Genomic DNA, 20,925 nt, shown 5'->3' with positions numbered 1-20,925 from the left:
TTTTGGCTTTTGTTCCTGCGTCAGTGCCGCAACAATGAGGAGGAGTCGGGACACAGCGGGCAGTCCCGGTCCGTATAGGGGGAGAAACGGTAATGGTTCCTGAGTCATCTGCCACGGCGGCAAGGCTGAAACGGCCTTCATGGAAGGACCCGCGCTTGCTGATGGGTGTTCTCCTTGTACTGGCATCCGTGGCTGGCGTCGTCTTCCTGGTGGGGAGTGCCGACCGGACTACGGAGGTCTACGCGGCCCGCGACGGCATAGCGGTGGGCGAAAAGCTCACGCCGGAGAACGTCGTCCGGGCCAAGGTCAGGCTGGGCGAGACGGAAGCGCAATACATTACCGCCGAGTCAGGACTGCCGGAGAACGTGGTTGCAGTACAAAGGATCGGCAAGGACCAACTCGTTCCCAGGGCAAGCCTCGGCGCAGTGGACGAACTGGACCGCAAGCCAGTTGCCTTAACCATCGGGGAGCCCCTTCCCGCGCAGGCCGTGGCAGGCGCCAGGGTCGATGTATGGGTTGCCCAGCCAGATGCCCGCAACGGCTTCAGCGAACCGAAACTTCTCCTCCCGGGCGCTGAAATCGCGGAAGTAACGGCCGGCTCCACAGCCCTGGGGTCGTCGCGGAACACGGTGTTGATGGTGCTGGTGGATGATAACCAGATGCCCGGCTTGCTTGGAGCACAAGCGAATGAAGCCAAGATCTCGGTAGTGTGGAATCCCGGTGGCGGTGCCCGATGAGTATTCCCGTCGTCACGGTCGGGCAGAGCCGTGAGGATCTGGTCGGCGGGCTGGAGCGCCTGCACGGACCTGTCACAGTGGTCCGAAGATGCGCGGAACTGCCCGAATTGCTGGCCGCGTGCCAAAGTGGACTGGCGAGGGCCGCGGTTGTTGCCGAGGGCTCCGAGGGCCTGACCTCTTCACTGGTTGACCGGCTTGGAGCGGTTGGTGTGGCCGTCATTGCGTTGACCGATTCGGCTGATGAAGCCGCAAGACTGCAGAGGATAGGAGTGGCTTCCGCCCTGACCGGCGTGGAATCGGCGGTTCTGTCAGACAGGATTGCGGAGGCAGTGGCCCAAGTGACCGATGGCAGACCCCGGGGCGCCCACTCGAGCAGTGCCGCTGACACTGGCGCTGCCCCTAGCCCAGTACCGGCGGAACCACTTAACAGCCACGAGGAGCCAGGGCCGGGGCGGATCATCGCGGTGTGGGGCCCTGCCGGGGCGCCGGGACGGACTGTCGTTGCGGCGAACATCGCCGGCGAACTGGCCGCCGAAGGAAAGTCCGTTATCCTCGTCGACGCCGACAGTTATGGTGCGAGCATAGCCGCTGTGCTGGGCCTGATGGATGAGTCTGCCGGCCTGGCACAGGCGTGCAGGCTAGCTGACCAGGGGCTGCTGGACGCAGACGCGCTGAGGAGGGTGGCCACACCGATCGCCACGAAGCTCGGTTCTTTCCGGGTCCTCACCGGAATTACCCGCGCAGACCGGTGGACGGAGCTCCGGGCATCCGCCCTTTCCATCGTCCTGGAACGAGCGAAACAGATTGCCGAGGTGGTTGTCGTGGACACCGGATTCTGCCTTGAGGCTGACGAGGAGCTGAGCTTTGACACCATGGCCCCCCGCAGAAACGCGGCCACGCTGCGCTCCCTGGAACTCGCTGACACTGTTTACGCTGTCGGTGCCGCGGATCCTGTCGGAGTGCCAAGGCTCGTACGGGGTTTGGCCGAGCTCGAGACAGCCGTTCCACAGGCGGCACCCATCGTCGTGATGAACAGAGTCCGGGCCTCCTCTGTCGGCAGGGGTCCCGAACGGCAGTTGCGGGACGCGTGGGAAAGGTTCGGGCCGGCGTCGGAACTTAAGGCTTTCCTTCCGGAGGACAGCGCGGCGGCAGACGGAGCACTGCTGGGAGGGTCCCTCCTGCTGGAAGTGGCACCCGATTCGCCCCTCCGCAGAGCCATTGCAGGACTTGTTTGTGCACCCGTCCAGCAAAAACTGAAAACCTCTGTGTTTTCTTCCACAGCACGGCGCAAACTAAAAGACTAGGCTCGCCGTAAGAGCTGCAAGGAAGCAGCGAGACTTTTTGTGATGGAGGCGTGTGTCGATGTCGTCTGGATCCAGCGTGGAGGATCAGCCCCTTTCGATCGAAGGCCATGAGGGCTTTATCGGGGACTACTATCAGCACCTAGCCGAAGAGGACGCGCGGAGTTATCCGGGAGACGTACTGACCGCACGAGCGGAAGCGCACCGGGACGTCGCGTCGGCGCGGAAACCGGGCCATGCAAACATTTCCATTGTCGATGAGGAAGACAGCAGCGTGGTCTTCGTGGTTACCGACGACATGCCCTTCCTCGTTGACTCTGTCAACGCTGAACTGGTCCGGCAGCACGCAGCCATCAGGCTGGTGGTCCACCCCCTTTTTGTGGCCACCCGCAACAAGGAAACCGGGGCCCTGGTAAAGGTCAACAAGGTCCCCTCCCACCTCGGAATCTCCAGCGGCGACACCGCTGCCATGCCCAACCTGTCCCACCTCATAGCCCAGGGCGAAAACTCCTCGCATATGGAGTCATGGATCGCCGTCGAAATAAACCGCGTATCCGACGAAGCCAAAGCAGCACTGCTGGAAGGCCTGCAGCGGGTACTGAGCGACGTCCGGGCTGCGGTTGAAGACTGGCCCCATATGCGCCAAAAGGCGCTACAGATCGCCGAGAGCCTGGACAAGGTCGCAAACCCGGCGCAGATCGCTGAGCTCAGGCAGGCTCAGGACCTCCTTCACTGGCTTGACGACGGAAACTTCACCTTCCTCGGCTACCGCGAATACGACCTGGTCAACGTGGGCGGGGAAGATGTCCTGGAACTGCGTGAAGACAGCGGCCTGGGACTGCTGCGCGCAGCCGCCGACTCCCCGCACATCCAGCACCTCACGGACACAGGCCGGAAAAAAGCACGCGAAAAGCGCGCCCTCGTCATTACCAAGGCGAACTCCCGCTCCACCGTCCACCGGTCGGCCTACCTCGACTACATCGGGATCAAGAGTTTCGACTCAGCAGGCAACGTCAATGGGGAGCGGCGCTTCATCGGCCTCTTTGCCACCAGCGCGTACACCGGTTCCGTCCGTAACATCCCCATCGTCCGGGAAAAGGTCGACGCGGTCCTGAGCAGCGCGGGTTTCCCGCCGGATTCCCACTCCGGAAAGGACCTGCTCGGCATCCTGGAGACCTATCCGAGGGATGAACTCTTCCAAATTGAGGTTGCGGACCTCGCTGCCACCGCACTTGGCATCCAAAAGCTGCAGGAGCGCAGGCGCACCAGACTCTTCCTGCGGCCTGACATCTACGGCCGGTTTATGTCCGCCGTCGTCTACCTTCCCAGGGACAGGTACACCACCAACGTCCGGCTCCGCATCGAGCAGGAACTGCGCGAGACGTTCCAGGCAGTGTCCATCGACTATGAGGCACGCATGACCGAGTCGGCGCTCGCCCGGCTGTTCTTCCGTATCCGCCTGCCCAAGGGTGCCGACGTCAGCAACGTCAACGCCGAGGAATTGGAAAAACGGCTGGTGCGTGCCGCCCGCTCGTGGAGCGAAGGCATCGCGGAAGTCCTGCGTGAAGGGCGGGACGTTGCAGAGGCCAAGGAGCTCGCAGCCATCTGGTCGGAGGCCTTCCCGGCGAGCTACCGCGTGGATTACGAAGTTGAGGATGCCCTTGAAGACATCGCCCGCTTCGAGAAATACGGCGCGGCGGCGGAGCGCACTGCCGGCGCCAAGCAGGAACGGCCAGGCGTGCATGTCTACCTCCCGGAGGGGGCGGGGGCAACGCTGGAGGAAGACGCCCGCGTCAAGCTCTACATGCTGGAGCCCAAGAGCCTGAGCCAGATCCTGCCCTTCTTCCATAACCTTGGCCTGGAGGTGCTGGACGAGCGGCCGTTCGAGATCGAAACTGCCGATCGAAGGGATTTCTTCCTCTATGACCTGGGGTTGAAGTACCCGGCGGGAGTCGATCCCGTGTCGACGGGCCAGTTGCTGGCTGATTCCTTCTCCGCTGCTGTTACCGGTGCCGCTGAATCCGATGCATTTGACCGGCTGGTTTTGCGCGAGGGTCTGCAGTGGCGCCAGATAACGGTGCTGCGCGCCTACGCCCGCTACATGCGCCAGATGGGCAATGCCAACTCCTTCGGTTTTATGGCGGACACCCTGCTGGCGAATCCGGAAGTGACCAAGGGACTGAGTGCGCTCTTCGCCGCCCGCTTTGATCCTTCCCTCAACGTTGAAGCTCGCCTGGAGGCGCAAACTTCCGTGCGTGAAGAACTTGCAGCGGCCATCGAAAAGGTGGCCACGCTCGACGCCGACAGGGTACTGCGGACCTTCCTGAACCTGATCGAGTCCACGCTCCGGACCAACTTCTACCAGGACAAGCCCCACCTCAGCTTCAAACTCGATCCGGCCCGGATTGAGGGGCTGCCTTTCCCCCGTCCCATGTTCGAAATCTGGGTCTATGCACCCCGAGTCGAGGGTGTCCACCTCCGCTTCGGCAAGGTTGCCCGCGGCGGGCTGCGCTGGTCCGACCGCCGCGAGGATTTCCGCACCGAAGTCCTGGGCCTGGTGAAAGCACAGACTGTAAAGAACGCCGTCATCGTGCCCACCGGGGCCAAGGGCGGCTTCTTCGCCAAGCAGCTTCCCGACCCCACAGTTGACCGATCCGCCTGGATGGCTGAAGGCGTCGAAAGCTACAAGACCTTTATCCGCGGCCTCCTTGACATCACTGACAACCTCGTCACGGAGGGTGACGGCGAAAGGCTGGTGCCGCCGTCGGACGTTATCAGGCACGACGACGACGATTCCTACCTCGTGGTGGCGGCCGACAAGGGAACCGCGACTTTCTCCGACATCGCGAACGGGCTGGCCAAGGAATATGGGTTCTGGCTGGGTGACGCGTTCGCTTCCGGCGGGTCCGTGGGGTACGACCACAAGGCGATGGGCATCACCGCCCGGGGCGCCTGGGAATCCGTGAAGCGTCACTTCAGCGAGCTTGACTTGGACACGCAGACCGAGCCGTTCACTGTGGTGGGAGTGGGTGATATGTCCGGCGACGTGTTCGGCAACGGCATGCTCCTCTCGCGCCACATCCGGCTTCTCGCAGCCTTCGATCACCGCCACATCTTCCTGGACCCCAACCCGGACGAAGAAACCTCCTTCGTGGAGCGGCAGCGGTTGTTCGAGCTGCCGAGGTCATCGTGGGACGACTACAACAAGTCCCTCATCAGCGAAGGCGGCGGAGTCTTCCCCCGCCAGGCAAAATCGATACCCGTTTCCGCCCAGGTACGCGCCGCCCTGGGGCTGCCCGCCGAAACAACGGAACTCAGCCCGCCGGAACTCCTGCGTGCAATCCTGTTGGCTCCGGCAGACCTCCTCTACAACGGCGGCATCGGAACCTACGTCAAGGCGAGCACCGAGTCCAACGCTTCCGTGGGGGACAAAGCCAACGACGCCATCCGCGTTGACGGCAGGGACCTGCGCGTCAAGGTGGTGGGCGAGGGCGGAAACCTGGGCATGACGCAGCGCGGCCGCATCGAAGCTGCTTTGCAGGGGGTTATCCTCAACACCGATGCCATCGACAACTCTGCCGGAGTTGACTGCTCCGACCACGAAGTCAACATCAAGATCTTTGTGGACCGGATGGTTGCGGCCGGGAAGCTGAGTGCCGAAGAGCGCGCAGGATTCCTTGCATCGATGACCGATGAGGTGGGCCGGCTGGTGCTCGAAGACAACATCGACCAGAACATCCTGCTGCTGAATGACCGGACCCGCGTGGCCGAGTGGAGCCCGAGCTATGAACGGCTGATGGACTGGCTGGAAAAGAAGGCTGACCTGAACCGTGATCTGGAGGCGCTTCCCACCACGGAGGTGCTGAGGGAGCGGCTGCAGCAGGGCCAGGGCCTGACTTCCCCGGAGCTGTCCGTTCTGGCGGCCTACGCCAAGATCGAGCTGACGTCCGCACTGCGCGACAGCGACCTCGCTGACGACCCCTGGTTCAGGAAGACGCTGCGGGCCTACTTCCCTGAGCAGCTGCGTGAACGGTTTGACGCGGAGCTGGACACCCATCCGCTGCGGCGCGAAATTATCGCAACCATTGTGGCTAACGACATGATCAACATGGGCGGCATTACGTTCGCTTTCCGGACCATGGAAGAAACGTCGGCCTCGGAAGTGGCTGTCGCCAAAGCGTTCGTTGCCCTGAGGGAGGTTTACGAACTCGACGTGATGGTCGAGGAACTGAACAGCCTGCCGGCGTCGTTCCCCACCGAGCACTGGAGCACTGTCCACCTTGACATCCGGCGGTTGCTCGACCGGGCTGTCCGGTGGCTGCTGGGGCAGGGCAGCGTCTCCCGGCCGATTGCCGACGTCGTGGCTGAATTCAAGCCACTCATGGATCCCATGCGGGCCCGCCTGCTCGACTACCTGCGCGGCGATGACCGGGACAGGGTTGCCGGCTGGCTGGAGAAAGCGCGCGACTGGGAGCTGCCGGAAGGACTGGCACTGCGGTGGGCGGAGCTCTTCGAGAGCTTTGTCCTGCTGGACATCGCAAAGATCGCCCGCGTCCGGAAGGATCCCGTAGAGGAAATTGCGGCCGTCTACTACACCGTCTTCAACCGGTTCCACGCGGACTCCCTGCTGGAGCGGATCAGCAGCCTGCCGCGGCAGGACCGGTGGCAGGCACTGGCCAGGGCGGCGCTGCGCGATGACCTGTATTCCACCATCTCCGACATGACGACGGCGGTGCTGGACGCTACCGATGCTGCGGACTCGCCGGAGGCGCGGCTGAAGGATTGGGAGGCCCGGAACGCCGAGCAGTTGGGCAGGGCGAAGAGCATGTTTGATGAGGTCAATGCCCTCGAGGCCGACGACATGGCCTCACTGTCGGTAGCATTGAGGCTCTTGAGGTCAATCGTTCGACGCTAGCGAGTCCGGCGTCGCAAATGGAGGTGCAGTGGCAATCTTTACGGACCCTATCAGGGAACATGCTGATTTCGGGCCGGGGGATGCCGAATGGCTGCACCTCCTGGTGGGGGACTGGCAAATGGTCGCGGACCTGGCGTTCGCGGACCTGGCGCTCTGGTTCCCCCACCCGGACCACGGGTACGTGGCGCTGGCGCATGTCCGGCCCTCCACCACGCATACGGTGTTCCACGGTGACTTCGTGGGCGAACCTATCCGCTCGGATCTTCAGCCCCTCGTGGACAAGGCCTGGAACAGCCGCTCCATCGAGCGTTCCAGCGAAACCAACTGGAGCAGTGACATGGCGTTGCGGGTCGAGGCGGTACCGATGGTCCGGAACGGCCGAACCCTGGCCGTTGTTACTACGCACATGGACCTGTCGAGCTCGCGGATGCCGTCCCGGCTGGAGCTTACGTACCGGCAGTGCGCTTATGACCTGCTGCGGATGGGCACCCTTGGGTTGTGGCCTGACTTCGCCTCTCCCACGGGGTCCCGCCGCGGCGCCCCCCGTGTGGGGGACGGCTTGATCAGGCTTGATGCCGAGGGCATCGTCCAGTACGCCAGCCCCAACGGAGTCTCGGCTTTCCGGCGCCTCGGCGACGGGGAATCCCTGGAGGGCCGCTCGCTGGCCGAGGTTACTGCGAGCCTGCTCAAGGACCGCCGCATGGTGGACGAGACCTTGCCCCTGGTGGTCACGGGCCGTATGCCCTGGCGCAGCGAGATTGAATCCCGTGGGGTGAGCCTGTCCCTGCGGGCGATCCCGCTGCGTGATGAGCAGCAGCGCTTCGGCGCGCTGGTCCTTTGCCGCGATGTGTCCGAACTGCGGCGGCGCGAGATGGAGCTCGTGACCAAGGACGCCACCATCCGCGAAATCCACCATCGGGTCAAAAACAATTTGCAGACCGTTGCAGCGCTGTTGCGCATGCAATCCCGGCGCATGGTCAGCGACGAGGCGAAACAGGGACTCGAGCAGGCGATGCGGCGCGTGGCCACCATCGCGCTGGTCCACGAAACCCTGTCCCAGGGCCTGACGCAGAGCGTGGACTTCGACGAGCTGATTGGGCGGCAGTTCCGGCTGTCCGCAGAAGTAGCCTCGCCATCGCAGCAGGTCAGGACCGAGCGCTCCGGTTTGTTCGGCGAACTTCCCAGCGACTTCGCCACTCCGCTGGCGCTGGTCATCAATGAACTGGTCACAAACGCCGTTGAGCATGGCCTTGAGGGGCGTACCGGCACCGTATGGCTGCTGGCTGACCGCTCCGAAGGGGACGACGGCGAAGAGCTCACCGTCACCATTGCCGACGACGGTGTGGGCCTGCCCGACACGCCCCACGTTGAGGGCCTGGGGCTGCAGATCGTGCGCACCCTGGTGACCAGCGAACTCGGCGGCACCATCCAGTGGCAGCCGCGTGAGGGCGGCGGTACCGCCGTTCAGATCCGGCTCAGCCTGGCCGCCAAGTAGGGCACCAAAAAGGCCCTGGCGGCAACCTTGCAGGTTGCGGCCAGGGCCTTTGGGTGTTTTAGCTTATGCCTACGTGCCTAGTGGAATCAGGAAGCCCGGCGGGCGCGCGCTGCCCGGCGCTTCAGGGCACGGCGCTCGTCCTCGCTCATGCCGCCCCAGACACCGGCATCCTGGCCGGACTCGAGGGCCCACTGCAGGCAGGTGTCCACTACCGGGCACCGACGGCAGACGCTTTTCGCTTCCTCAATCTGCAGGAGCGCCGGGCCTGTGTTCCCTACGGGGAAGAACAGTTCCGGGTCCTTTTCGAGGCACGCTGCGCGGTTACGCCAATCCATGCTGATCAGTTGCTCCATTTCTGGGAAGAGCTCCTTGTGAAATTATTCACTAGTAGCTACAAAGGAAAGGGGCCCGGCAGGGCCCCGTTGGTCATCTGAGTCAAGCCTGTCATGTTAACGCTGTGTAAACAAGGGGTAATAAGGCTTGAAATCCCGGGAACGCTGAGCGATACGTCACAGTGGCGGTACTGGCCCTCACCACTGTCCGACTATGTCCGGTAGGGTGCCAGTGTGTCAAGACCCCCTGTGAACCCCATTGACCCGCCGAACCCGTCAGAAGGCCCAAACGAGGAGCAGCCGGCGGGAGGCACCCGCCCGGCACGGCCGGCAGCTGTCTTCGTGGTGGCGCTTATTGTGGCGGCGGAGGCGACAGCCCTGCTGACGGCCGCTGCCTGGTACGGCTACCAGTTGGCAGCGGGCAGCCCGGTTCTTTCCTTCTGGGGGGCAGTGTTCACCCTTGCGCTGCTCCTGGCTTTTTCGGCCTGGCTCTATTCGGTGGCAGTGTTTCTTTGCCGGGGTTACCGGTGGACCAGGGCTGCCGCGCTGGTGGCTCAATTGTTCGTTTTGACCATCGGATTTCCTACGCTGACTGGTGGTCTTCTTCTGGCTGGAACGGTGATGCTGGTCCCTGCGGTCACCGCCATAGTGCTGCTGTTCCACAACAAAGTCATCAGTTTCGCATCCCGCACCGGAAGCGCGACACCGGCTCTCTGAATGCCGCGCCGGGTACCTTTTCTGGTCTGGCCACTGCTCCTCAATTCCACTTGACCTCGGTTCGCCGCAGCTGCGGGCTGTAGTTGCTCCGGCTCATCAGGCCTCGGCCTCGGTTCCGGGCCCGGCTCCTGCTCCAGGCCCGGGCCCGGCCCAGCCCACCTGGATGCTCCGCGCGAGGCCTTGCGAGACGAGGATTCCCCTGCCCGGTGGTGCACTGGCTTCCACCTCGAACCGGACTCCGAAGACATCACCGTCAGACAGGGAACGGGGTGCAAGCAGGAGTCCGGTGCCCGCCGAACGGGAGGACATGACCAGCGGCACGCGTTGCAGGAGCATAGGGCTGTAGGTCGCCGTGAGGACCACTGGGTGCCCCAGGGCATTGAATTCCGACAAGTCCCGGATGGCTTCGGCGGGGAGAAGGTCGGCGTCATCGACCAGTGCTACCGTACCCTTTCGTGTTTCATCTGCTGCCGCTGTGGCGAGCGATCGCCCCCAGAAGCGGCGGAGGTCCGTGCCATCTCTGGGATAGAGCCACGGGCGGCCTTTGAGATTCATGAGCGGCAGGGCGCGTAAGAAGTTGCTTTTCCCGGTGCCCGGTCCCCCCAGGACAGTGAACACCGCTGCCGCCTGAAGCCGGCAGGAGGTTGGCTCAAGTTCGTCACCGCCAATGCCAATGAGGATGTCCTGCATCCTGGCGCTGCCCAGAGCGCGTGGTTGTTTGCGCCGCTCCGTCAAGTCGTGTGCGCTTGTACCGGAAGGTGTCATTTCCCGTATCTTCAAGGCTGGCACCAACGCGGGAAGTTGATCGATGCGGAAGGGGAGTTTGGAAAGCCGGATCTCCGACCTCCCTCCGCTCTCCGGGGCGTTCACCCCCTCAATGCCTTCCGGGCCGTTCACCCCCTTAACCGTCTCAGGGACGCAGGCCGCCGCCCTTGAATCCAAGTGCTGGTGGTTGTACAGCTGGCAAACGGCAGGCACTGCTCCGGACATCGGACCGAACACCACCGCGCGCCCCTTAAGCTCCGCAGTGGCCGGCATTCGGGGCCACGCAATTCGACTGTCCGCGTTGGAACCGGTGGGGAAGTAGAACCGGTTGGGAAATGCGGACAGTGCCCTGGAGCTGACGAGTTCACGATCGCCGGCGGCAATCACGATAATCCCTGCCTGCCCGCCATCACGGACCAGGTCCTGGACGAGATCTTCGGCCCAGGCCAAAGGCCCGGCCCGGAATGCCGAAACCCAAGAACCCCATCCGGAGATGACGAGTACCAAGGGCACCTCACCATGCCCGCCACCTTGGCCCAACCGGCGTGCCAACTCCTGCTTGAGGCGCTCGAGTACGCGGACGGCCCGTCGCAGCTCATGCAGGCCGGCATGTGCGCCAATGGCGGGGTGTGTGGCCAAAGCCAGGAAAGTACCCCCCGCATCCAGGATGTAGCCGTGTGCTTCGACCGGGTTGAGGAGCAACTGCATCACAGCCAGTTCGAGTGCTTCGGTGGCACCGGAAGACGGAGCGCCGATAAGGGCCAAGTGACCGTCTGCGGGCGGATTCCACACAAGGGGCGCCAGTCTTTGCTGTTCCGGCAGATCCACCAGTCCGAGCTCAAGAGACCATTGCGCGCTCCTGTGGCTGCCTGCTGGAGATGCCGAAGTGGTCTCGGGAGGGGCTGGCAGGTTCGAAGGGAGGGGAGGGGCAACCGGCAGCCTCGGGGCCCGTCCCTTCCGCTCACACCACAGGTCCCGGACCAGACTCACCAGTGGGGCTGCTGCCTGCGCAGGTGTTTGCCTGGCCGGGAGGCGACTTCCAGGCCCGCCCCTCTCGGCTGAAGCAAGGCAGTCCACGGCGAGCTCCACCTTAACGGCACCCGCAGGGCGGGAACTACCACTAGGGATTGGACCTAGGGATGCGGTCTGGAATTCCTGGGGAGCCTCCATGCCGCGAGCCAGGAAGGCCCGTCCCGGCGCGTCAATGCTGATGCCGGCGGCCGCTTTGGAACTGATGATGTCTGTGGACTCCATCTCCGATTGCACCCTCAGGGCAATGCTTGAGGTGACGTTCGCCCGGATATCCGCCGTGAGTGCCCCCTGCGGCCGTTGGGTGGCCATGACCAGATGAATTCCAAGGGAGCGCCCGATCGCCGCGATCCGCAGCAGTTCGCGGAGCACTTCCGGGGCATCATCCACGAGCATGCGGAACTCATCGATGACGATGACCAGATGGGGGAGGGGGAAGTTCTGCGAAACGCCGGTGGACCGGTAGGCAGCGAGATCCGGGACCCGCGCAGAAGCGAGAGCCTCCTCGCGCAGCCGGATTTCCGTGCGAAGGGAAGTAAGGGTGCGTTCGAGTTCGTGCGTGGACAAGTCAGTCAGCAACCCGACGCAGTGGACCAGTTCCGTGAGGGGACCGAGCCCGGAGCCGCCTTTGAAATCGACAAATAGGAAATTTACCCGGTCGGGCGGGTGGCTGAGGGCCAAAGCCAAGGTAAGGGTCCGGAGTAATTCAGACTTTCCGGAGCCGGTTGTGCCGGCAACCAGGAGGTGGGGGCCGTCGGCCTGAAGGTCCAGGGTACGCACTCCCGTGGCGCTGAGCCCTAGCGGAATGTGCAGGCCGTGGTTTCGGGTGCTGGCTTTCCATCGGGCAGCAGTGTGGTGCGGAGAGAGCGACAGCACCTCCGGGAGGGAACACGCTCGGGGGACAGCCGCCTCCTTGTTATCCCGCCGCTCCGGATGGACGGCGAGCTGTCGGCAGAAACTCAGGAATACGTCTTCGCGTGCCAAATCCGGGACGAATGCAACGTCGCCGGCCGCGAGCCGCAGGAGTGATGTTCGCTCGGTAAGTTCCACATCGCAGGTCCCGGTGCTTTCTTCAGTCGAAAACCGGAGGACCTGCCAACCGAGTGCCGCCGCACTTTCGGCAATAGTGCCGAGGTCGTCCTCTGCGTCTGCGTTGGAAGTTGCCAGCAGCAGGATTACGCCGTGTTGGTAGTCACGTCCGAAGCCCTCCCTAAGAATGGGCAGTATGTCGGCCGCAGAAGTGGTGAGAGTGACGCTCGGCAGGTACCGGGCAGCCAAAGGAAGGCGGGCTGCTTCGCCGCAAAGAACGATTCGTGTGCCGTGGCCCCTGGGGTAGCCGGCCAACTGCATCAGGAAGGATCGGATGATGCCGTCAGCCACGTGGTCAGAGCCGCGGAATGATGTGGGCATTGCCGGGTCCAAGGTCACGGGAACCGCGTCCAGGCAGGGAAGGCCCACCAACGAAGCGGCGGGCTCTACTTTCACATTGGCTGGCTGCGGAGCCTCCCCCAGGCGCAGCCAAACCCCGTCCTCGCCGGGGGAAACAGCGGTGGTGCCCTGGTTTTGACTGACAGCCATGGCCAGGAGCGCCAGGGACGGGCCGGACCGTCGTCGTCGTTCCCGGTCTACTTCCACGGCGGCTGCGATGGCTTTTCCAAGCTCGCGGCGCTGCCGCCGATCTGAGGCGAGAGGGATAAGGACAGACACCGCCGATACGGCGGCAAAGGCGAGGAACATCCACAAGCCGGTGAGCACGGCGAGTCCTATTCCGATCAGCAGGGGAAGAACTGCCGTCAACAGGAGCCAAGCCCTGTTGGCCGTATCCGTGCGGCCGGGGACGGTGAGGGGCTGGTGGGTGGGAGTCCCGGCGTCGGCCAGCGTTTTGTCAGTCAGGTCCATAAAAACCAACGACATCCTCGTGTTGCCGCACCGGATGCTTGACTTAGTGGAGACGACCGCGCTGCGGATCCGTTTGCCGTCGACGTGGATGCCGTTGGCGCTGTCGAGGTCAATGATCATGATGTCCGTCTCGGCGACAACGAGGCGGGCGTGCTCGCGGGACAGTTCGGGGTCGGGGATCACGATGCGGGTTCCGCTCCGCCCGATGGTGTAGGAGCCTCGTCGCAGGGGCACCACGGTGCCCGCACCGACGCCCGTGTGCACCGCCAGGGCGAGCTGGGCGTCTTCACCAGGCATCCGTCGTCGTGCCTTCCGGGCGTGGCGTTGGCAAGCCCCATCCACAAGGACGGCACCGTTCACCAGTGGGGCGGTTCCCACGCTCATGGAATCGATGTCTTTGCCCTGGATGGAGATCGGACCTGTCCCGAAATTCTGGATCAGTTGGACATGAATGTCCTCGCCAGTGGTCCCTTCGGGCGCATTGATGGTGAGTTCGAGTGGTGATTCCTGCAGCCCGGACCCCGGGCTGCGGACGAGCGTGCAATGGAGTTTCATCGGTACAGATCCTCACGGCCTTTCAACCCACGCTAGTGAGCGGAACGCCGCGCCGGTTGAACGAGTTTCCGTATGTGGACAACGCGGTGCGCGCTCGCAGTGAGGAACGCTACAAACTGCGGCGCCAATTGCGGTCCTGGCAACCTCCTGGCGGGCTGGATGAACGCTTGATTCGACGGGCGCCGCAGTGCCTCGGGTAGGCTAGAGCAGCAGACTTTGGACGACAATGTGCTGCCCGCATACGACACTGGAGATTTTGTGACCGCTGACCTCGTCATCGTAGGGTCCGGCTTTTTTGGCCTGACAATCGCAGAACAGGCCGCTACCGAGCTCGGCTTGAAGGTCGTCGTCATCGACCGCCGCCACCACATCGGCGGCAATGCTTACAGCGAAAAGGAAGAACAGACAGGTATCGAGGTGCACCGCTATGGTGCCCACCTGTTCCACACGTCCAACGAGCGTGTGTGGGAGTACGTCAACCGGTTCACTACCTTCACCAACTACGTTCACAAGGTATACGGCGTGCACAAGGGCGAGGTCTACTCCCTGCCGATTAATCTGGCCACCATCAACCAGTTTTTCAGGGCCAACCTCACACCAGGCCAGGCCCGCGACCTCATCCAGGAACAGGCTGGCGAGCTTGCCGGAACCGACCCGCAGAACCTCAACGACAAGGGCATCCAACTCATTGGCCGCCCGCTGTACGAAGCTTTTATCAAGCACTACACGGGCAAGCAGTGGCAGACGGATCCCAAGGACCTGCCCGCCGGCATCATCTCCCGGCTCCCCGTGCGCTACAACTACGACAACCGGTACTTCAACGACAAGTACGAGGGCCTGCCAACCAACGGTTACACAGCATGGATCGAAAAGATGGCAGAACACCCGAATATCGAAGTTCGGCTGAATACCGATTTCTTTGACGAATCGCACGAGTACAGCAAGAACAAGGTCGTGGGCACTATCCCTGTCGTGTACACCGGTCCGGTTGACCGCTACTTCGACTACGCAGAGGGTGACCTCTCGTGGCGCACCATTGACTTCGAGGAAGAAGTGCTCGATATCGAGGACTTCCAGGGCACGTCAGTTGTGAATTACAACGACGACGACGTCCCCTACACCCGGGTCATTGAACCCCGCCACTTCCACCCGGAGCGCGACTACCAGACGGAGAAGACCGTCATCATGCGTGAATTCTCACGCTTCGCAGAGAAGGGCGACGAGCCCTACTATCCGGTCAACACGTCCGCCGACCGGGAACGTCTACTCAAGTACCGCGATCTGGCTGCTACCGAGAAGAATGTCCTCTTCGGCGGCCGCCTGGGCACGTACAAATACCTGGATATGCATATGGCCATCGGTTCTGCACTCAGCATGTTCGACAACAAAATCAGGCCGCACTTCGAAGCCGGCGAGAAACTTGAAAGTGGAGGAGTGGACGCATGAGCGAGCAAGAAGAAAGCACCCGTTGGGCACCAATTCAGCGCATCATCCTGCCTTCGCCCGACCAGCCGGACACTGTGTCCCTCTATGTGGATGCCGGATCCGCCAGTGGAATCCGGCTTCGTGAAAACGATGAGTTTGCCCGTACACCCAAGTTGCTTGAAGACAAGCTGCAGATGTCCAGCTCGGAGAGCCGCGAGGCGCACTTCGAAGACCTTTTGTCCCGTCACTCGATGCGTGTCCGCTCAGGTGAACAGATCTCCTTTGGCACTTACTTCAACGCGTTCCCGGCAAGTTACTGGCGGCGCTGGACCTCGGTGCGCGACGTTCGCCTCGTAGTTCAGACAAAAGGAACCGGGACCGTTACTGTCTACAAGTCCAACGCCCGCGGCTCTGTGCAGCGCGTTGATGGCAAACACGTCGACGGCACCGCCACCTCAATTTTCGAACTGACGCTGAAGCCGTTCGGGGACGGCGGCTGGTACTGGTTTGACTTGGCGGCAAGTTCCGGCGATCTCGTTCTGGAGCACGGGCATTGGGAAGCCTTGGACCGCTCCCGGCCGAAGGGCCAGGTGACGCTGCAGATCACCACCATGAATAAACCTGAATTCTGCCTGAATAACGCCCGAATCCTCGCGGAAAACCTTGACGTGTTGGACAACGTCAAAGAGATTCTGATTGTGGACCAGGGAACGACGAAGGTCGAACAGCAGGAGCACTTCGAAGCTGTTAGGGAATCACTGGGCGGCAAGCTAAGGGTGATAAACCAAGCCAACCTCGGGGGATCAGGCGGATTCGCGCGCGGGATGTATGAGTCGGTGGAAAACGGCAGCGACTACGTACTTCTGCTCGATGACGACATCGTCGTTGAGCCTGAGAGCATTGTCCGGCTGTTGACCTTCGCTGACCACTGCCGTAAACCGACCATCGTCGGTGGCCATATGTTCGACCTCTATAACCGTAGTGTCCTGCATACCTTCGGAGAGGTTGTGGATCCGTTCCGAATCGTGCCAGCGCTTCCGCACGCGGATATGGAGACCAGACACGACTTCAGCGTCACGAATCTTCGCCAGACCCCTTGGCTGCACCGCCGCGTGGATGTGGACTACAACGGGTGGTGGATGTGTCTGATCCCAACAACCGTAATTAAGGAAATCGGCCTATCCCTTCCGCTCTTCATTAAGTGGGACGATGCCGAGTATGGACTTCGCGCGAGGGAGGCCGGGTTTGCTACCGTGTCCCTCCCAGGTGCTGCCGTTTGGCACGTTTCCTGGATTGACAAGGATGACCTGGTGGGCTGGCAGGCCTACTTCCACGCGAGGAACCGGCTGATCACCACGCTGATACACAGTCCATATCCAAAGGGTGGCCGTGTTTTGCGGGAGTCAGTTCAGGCCGATGTGAAGCATCTTGTGTCCATGCAGTACTTCACCGAGCACGGGCGGATCGAAGCGCTCCGGGACCTCCTCAAGGGGCCCGAAGGCCTTCACAAAGTCCTCGCCACAAAGCTGCCGGAGATCAACATGGTGAAGTCCGAGTATCCGGACGCTCAGTTGAAGGACGACGTGGACGACTTCCCTGCGCCGAAGATCGGCCGAGGACCAATGGGGGGTACCGTCGTGGGGATGCCCAGCAAGAAGGAACTGATTCCTTGGGGGATAAAGACGGTTGCCCGGCAGCTGATCAAAGCTCCCGGGCCGGAGAGCGCCGAGCGCCCTCAAGGATATCTGGCCCACCGGGATAACCGATGGTTCCGGGTGGCCCACTACGACAGCGTTGTGGTGTCTAACGCCGAAGGAACAGGTGCTTCCTGGTACCAGCGGGACCCGAAGAAGCTTAAATCAATGCTCGCCGAAGCGACACTGCTGCACGCCAAGCTACTGCGCGAGTGGGACAAGCTCGCAGACCAGTATCGGCGGGCTGTACCGGAAATTAGCTCCTTCGAAGCCTGGAAAAAAACGTTTGAAGCGAATGCGAAGGACGACGCCTAGATGGCCGGTCAAACCGACCAGCTGATAAAACCTGGAAGCGGACGAGGGCTTCTCGACGTCTACGGGGACAGGTTCCTGCTCAAGCTGCTGGTGCGCAAGGAAATCAAAGTACGTTACCGCGGTTCGGTATTGGGCCTTCTATGGTCCTACGTCAAGCCGTTGGTGCAGTTCCTCATCTATTTCATTGCACTGGGCATCTTCCTAAACCTCCAGCGCGGCACTCCCAACTACGCTATTTATCTCTTTGCCGGCATTGTCCTGGTGAACTTCTTCACAGAGTCGCTGTCCAATGCAACCCGTTCAATCGTGGACAATCGTGATCTGATTCGGAAGATCTACCTCCCTCGGGAACTGTTTCCCGTGTCAACTGTGTGGGTTTCGGCTGCTCATTTCCTGCCGCAGCTTCTGGTGCTGATTGGCGCCTGTCTTGTTGTGGGCTGGACGCCGTCGATCCTGCAACTGGCGGCCGTGGTCCTGATTTTCGGGATGGTCGCTGTTCTTGCCACCGGGTTGGGCCTGATGTTCGGTGCTGTCAACGTATATTTCCGCGATTCCGAAAACATTGTGGATATGATCGTGATGGTCGTGACCTGGGCCTCTCCCGTACTGTACGTCTGGTCGATGGTTGAACGGGTGATGGGACCGTGGTTCTGGGTCTATCAGCTGAACCCCATGACAGTAGCCGTCGAAGTCTTCCACTGGGCGTTTTGGGAACCCACCTTGAAAGCGGATCAATTGGTCGCCGACACAATGCCGCCCGATCTGCTGACGGTCTGGCTGCCCGTAGCAATGCTGGTGACTTTGGCAGTGCTGTTCCTGGGCCAGTTGACGTTCCGCCGCCTTGCCATCCATTTTGCACAGGAGCTTTGAGATGACTTCCCACGGCAACGTGGCCATCAGTTGTGTGGGCCTCAGGAAGCAGTTTGTTCTTCGCCATACTCGGTCATTGAAGGAAGCCCTTGTGTGGCTTGTTAAGGGCCGCAAGGGGGACCTGTCCAAGAAGTTCCTGGCCCTTAAGGATGTCTCCCTTGAAGTGAAACAGGGGGAGACTGTGGCGCTTATGGGCCTGAACGGCTCTGGAAAGTCGACACTGTTGAAGCTCATTTCCGGTGTTTTACAGCCCGACGGCGGGACAGTCCGGACGCGGGGCCGGGTGGCCGGACTGATTGAAGTGGGTGCAGGGTTCCATCACGACCTCAGTGGGCGGGACAACGTGTACCTCAATGGCGCCATTCTTGGGATGACTGAGAAACAGATCGATAGCATGTTTGATTCGATAGTCGAATTCTCGGAGATTGGCGAGTTCATCGACACGGAAGTCAAGTTCTATTCGTCTGGAATGTATCTCCGCCTCGCTTTCTCCATTGCAGTACACACCGATCCGGAAGTGTTCCTGATCGACGAAATTCTTGCTGTCGGCGACGAACCCTTCCAACGGAAGTGCATCGCAAAAATCAAGGAACTGGCCGATTTGGGCAAGACCCTGTTTGTGGTCAGCCATGATCTGGACCTGGTCGCAACTGTCTGTGAACGAGGCGTCCTCCTGGAGCACGGCCAAGTCATTATGGACGGGGATGTGCACGACGTGGTTTCGGAACTGCGCCGCCGGACACTCACCGAGACCTAGCAACAGACGCCGGTGAATTAGCGTTACCAGGTTTCCTGGCCGGCACCTCAGTATCAGTATCTGTCCCAAACCTCCCGAGAGTGGTGTTCCGTGTCCTGGTGGCAATCCTTGCCAATAATCCTCACAGCAGTGCTGCTGCTACTGCTGCCTGGCTTGGCCACTTCGTTGGCTGTACGCATGCGCGGAATTCCTGCTGTGCTGATTGCACCAGCCTTCAGCGTGGGAACCCTTGGTTTCCTCGCTCTGATATTTCCGTTTGCCGGAATCCCGTGGGCGCCAGTGCCGGTACTCGTTGGTTGCGCGATTGTCTCCGCTGTGGCGTTCTTTGTCTCCAGGACTTGGGGCTCCGGGTGGACCCGTCCAGCACGGCGTCCAAGTACGGTCCATTTATCCTTGGTAGTGGGAGTCGGAAGCGTCGTCACGGCTTTGGTCGTGGGTCTGCAAATGGCAACTGCAATGATCCACCCCGACTCCATCTCGCAGACCTACGACAATGTTTTCCATTTGAATGCAGTCCGTTGGGCCATGGAGTCAAGAAATTCGTCGCCTCTGAACCTGGGAGCCTTTACCGGGATCAGTGCCTACCCCGCGGGCTGGCACGCAATTGTGGCAATCGTCGGGGAGCTCACGGGTGCTACGATACCTGTCCTCGTGAATTCCACGAGCATTGCCATCGGTGCAGTAGCCTGGCCGCTTAGCGCTCTCTTCCTCACCTTCGCCGTCGCCGGGTATCGCAAGGCGACGGCGATCGCAACATTCGTTTTCTCCGCCGGTTTTGCGACATTTCCGATACTGATGATCGATTGGGGCGTGCTGTATCCAAACCTGCTTTCGATCTCTGTCCTGCCTGCTGCGCTGGGGCTTGCCTTTACTGCGCTTGGGCTGGGTTACCACGACCGTCCGCCAGCGCTGATCGCCTGGTTGAGCCTAAGTGTTGCCGTCGCGGGAGTCGCACTCGCGCACCCTAGTACGCTGATGGCGTTTTTGGCGTTCGCTCTTCCAGGTGCATTGGCGGTCTACTACTTCCGGATCCGGCTTCTTTGGCCGCCGCGAACGAAGGACTCCAGCCGCCAGGCGTGGCTTCTGACCGCTGCGCTGCTCGGTGGACTGGCTCTGCTGACAGTCGTTTGGTACTTCCTCCGGCCACCGTCGGATGCAGCGAACTGGAGGGTTGTCGAGACTCCTCCCCAGGCAATAGGCGAACTCCTGTTTAACGCTCCCTTGGGGCGTCCGTCCCAAGAAATATTGAGTCTTTGCCTTCTTGCGGGCATAATCCATCTTTGGACCACGAAGTCCCGACGCTGGCTAATCGGAACCTATCTCATCGGAGCGGCCCTGTTTTTCTTTGCCGCAGGATACAACGCGCCGATTCGGCAGTTTATTACCGGTGTCTGGTACTTCGACAGCTACCGCTTGGCGGCATTGCTGCCGGTTGTCGTTTTAGGACCAGCGGTGATTGGCGCCCTGTTCCTTATAGATCTTGTGAGGGAAAAGATCAGGGCGGCTGACGGGTCCGTCCTTGGGAAGACCAGGCTTCCGGGTAAACCAGGTCCCACACGGCAAGCAGTCCTGGTTTCGGCGGTCTACGCCGTTGCCCTTGTGCCCATAGCACCTCAACTGATGCCGGTTAATTTCGCCGCTTACCAAGCACACTGGCAGTACCGCAGCGACGCCAATTCTGCGCTGCTGTCCCCGGAGGAAAGGAGACTGTTGGAGCGCCTTCCTGAAACAACTGAGCCAGGTGCCAATATCGCGGGTCTGCCAAGCAGCGGGACGGCTCTGGCCTACGCGTTGGCCGGCCGCACTGTCATACAGCCCCACATCCTGACAACTCACGGGTCTGATATCGATGTTGTAAATGCCGGCCTGAAGGACGCTGCTGAGTTCCCGGCGGTCTGTGAGTCTGTTCGACGCCTTAACGTCCGATATGTTTTGGACTTCGGCACCAGGACCGTCACGGGAACCCTTGCCGGTTATGGCGGTGTGATGGATCTTGAGGAGAATGCAAGCTTGGAGCTCGTCGATTCGGAAGGATCAGACGCTCGGCTGTTCAAAGTGGTTGCGTGCTGGTAGGGATAATGGCGCCGGCATGCTGGACCGGCAGTGAGACGTACATCTC

Annotated in this window: 12 protein-coding genes; 10 read left to right on the top strand and 2 right to left on the bottom strand. The window is 61.6% G+C overall.

Features of this window, described 5'->3' with window-relative positions:
• Positions 1-92 precede the first annotated feature (92 nt).
• From AC5RUQ_RS06880 to AC5RUQ_RS06865, 4 genes are read left to right on the top strand one after another with little or no spacing between them, the layout of a single operon-like run.
• The gene (locus AC5RUQ_RS06880) at positions 93-737 is read left to right on the top strand and encodes a hypothetical protein (protein ID WP_493946619.1); all 645 of its coding nucleotides are present in this window, start codon (positions 93-95) and stop codon (positions 735-737) included.
• The gene (locus tag AC5RUQ_RS06875) at positions 734-2,041 is read left to right on the top strand and encodes a CpaE/TadZ family protein (RefSeq protein WP_493946618.1); all 1,308 of its coding nucleotides are present in this window, start codon (positions 734-736) and stop codon (positions 2,039-2,041) included. The genes AC5RUQ_RS06880 and AC5RUQ_RS06875 overlap by 4 nt, the downstream gene beginning before the upstream one ends.
• A 58-nt stretch (positions 2,042-2,099) precedes the next feature.
• Positions 2,100-6,953 (top strand): NAD-glutamate dehydrogenase, encoded by a 4,854-nt coding sequence (locus AC5RUQ_RS06870; RefSeq protein WP_493946617.1) that lies wholly within the window; start codon positions 2,100-2,102, stop codon positions 6,951-6,953.
• Between the two features lie 28 nt (positions 6,954-6,981).
• Positions 6,982-8,448, top strand: coding sequence for a sensor histidine kinase (locus AC5RUQ_RS06865; RefSeq protein ID WP_163162323.1), 1,467 nt, complete (start codon positions 6,982-6,984; stop codon positions 8,446-8,448).
• An 86-nt stretch (positions 8,449-8,534) separates the two neighbouring features.
• Here AC5RUQ_RS06865 and AC5RUQ_RS06860 read toward each other — a convergent pair whose 3' ends face one another.
• A complete protein-coding gene (locus AC5RUQ_RS06860; RefSeq protein WP_015937605.1) occupies positions 8,535-8,783 on the bottom strand; it encodes a WhiB family transcriptional regulator in 249 nt (82 codons plus the stop codon).
• Positions 8,784-9,122: 339 nt separating this feature from the next.
• Between AC5RUQ_RS06860 and AC5RUQ_RS06855 the strand changes: the two genes are divergently transcribed.
• A complete protein-coding gene (locus AC5RUQ_RS06855; protein ID WP_493947178.1) occupies positions 9,123-9,497 on the top strand; it encodes a hypothetical protein in 375 nt (124 codons plus the stop codon).
• A gap of 96 nt (positions 9,498-9,593) precedes the next feature.
• Here AC5RUQ_RS06855 and AC5RUQ_RS06850 read toward each other — a convergent pair whose 3' ends face one another.
• Complete coding sequence (locus tag AC5RUQ_RS06850) at positions 9,594-13,745, bottom strand: type VII secretion EssC family protein (RefSeq protein WP_493946616.1); 4,152 nt, start codon at positions 13,743-13,745, stop codon at positions 9,594-9,596.
• Positions 13,746-14,003: 258 nt separating this feature from the next.
• Here AC5RUQ_RS06850 and glf point away from each other — a divergent pair, with 258 nt between their 5' ends.
• The 5 genes from glf to AC5RUQ_RS06825 all read left to right on the top strand — a co-directional run bounded on the left by glf (position 14,004) and on the right by AC5RUQ_RS06825 (position 20,879).
• The gene (glf, locus tag AC5RUQ_RS06845; RefSeq protein ID WP_493946615.1) at positions 14,004-15,191 is read left to right on the top strand and encodes a UDP-galactopyranose mutase; all 1,188 of its coding nucleotides are present in this window, start codon (positions 14,004-14,006) and stop codon (positions 15,189-15,191) included.
• Positions 15,188-17,179 (top strand): glycosyltransferase, encoded by a 1,992-nt coding sequence (locus AC5RUQ_RS06840; protein ID WP_493946614.1) that lies wholly within the window; start codon positions 15,188-15,190, stop codon positions 17,177-17,179. Before glf ends, AC5RUQ_RS06840 begins: the two co-directional genes overlap by 4 nt.
• Positions 17,180-18,049 (top strand): ABC transporter permease, encoded by an 870-nt coding sequence (locus AC5RUQ_RS06835; RefSeq protein ID WP_493946613.1) that lies wholly within the window; start codon positions 17,180-17,182, stop codon positions 18,047-18,049.
• Position 18,050: 1 nt separating this feature from the next.
• Complete coding sequence (locus AC5RUQ_RS06830; RefSeq protein WP_493946612.1) at positions 18,051-18,806, top strand: ABC transporter ATP-binding protein; 756 nt, start codon at positions 18,051-18,053, stop codon at positions 18,804-18,806.
• A gap of 90 nt (positions 18,807-18,896) precedes the next feature.
• Positions 18,897-20,879 (top strand): DUF6541 family protein, encoded by a 1,983-nt coding sequence (locus AC5RUQ_RS06825; RefSeq protein WP_493946611.1) that lies wholly within the window; start codon positions 18,897-18,899, stop codon positions 20,877-20,879.
• Positions 20,880-20,925: the final 46 nt, after the last annotated feature.

The sequence above is a fragment of the Arthrobacter sp. MDT2-3 genome (assembly GCF_059090465.1).
This window is presented reverse-complemented; position numbering and strand designations above follow the sequence as displayed.